This is a genomic window from Salinicola socius (assembly GCF_001937195.1).
GTDB classification, from domain to species: Bacteria; Pseudomonadota; Gammaproteobacteria; order Pseudomonadales; family Halomonadaceae; genus Salinicola; species Salinicola socius.
The window spans coordinates 1-636 of sequence record NZ_MSDO01000066.1; the positions used below are offsets into that span (position 1 = coordinate 1).

At 67.8% G+C, this 636-nt stretch carries 1 protein-coding gene; it reads left to right on the forward strand.

Features of this window, described 5'->3' with window-relative positions:
• The coding region (locus BTW07_RS18760; RefSeq protein WP_208605444.1) for a type VI secretion system Vgr family protein at positions 1–636 on the forward strand (636 nt) is incomplete at both ends.

Genomic DNA, 636 nt, shown 5'->3' on the forward strand with positions numbered 1-636 from the left:
ATGAAAAAGACAAGGGCGAGCTGCGGGTCTCCCAGCCCAACGCCGGCGCCGGCTGGGGTGGCGTGTTCGTCCCGCGCATTGGCCAGGAAGTGCTGGTCGACTTCCTCGAGGGCGATGCCGACCGGCCGCTGATCACCGGCCGGGTCTACAACGGCGAGCAGAGCCCCGACTGGCACAGCCACGGCCTGCTCTCCGGCTTCAAGAGCAAGACCTACCGCGGCAGCAAGTACAACGAACTCGTCTTCGACGACGCCACCGACCAGGAGCGTGTCCGGCTCAACTCCGAAGCCGAGAAGAGCCAGCTCAACCTCGGCTACCTGATCCACCAGGCCGGCAACACCCGCGGCGCCTTCCGCGGTACCGGGTTCGAGCTGCGCACCGATGCCTATGGCGCCATCCGCGCCAACCAGGGGCTCTACCTCTCAAGCTGGGGCCAGCTCGGCGCCAGCGGCGACCAGCTCGACCTCACCCCGGCCAGACAGCAGCTCGACAGCGCCTACCACCTCAGCGACAGCCTCAGCCAGAGTGCCCAGGACCACAACGCCGACGCCCTCGACAGCCGCCAGAACCTCAAGCAGGCCGGGGATGACGCCGACGACCGCTACGGCAACAGCGAGCAGCGCACCGATGCTGATC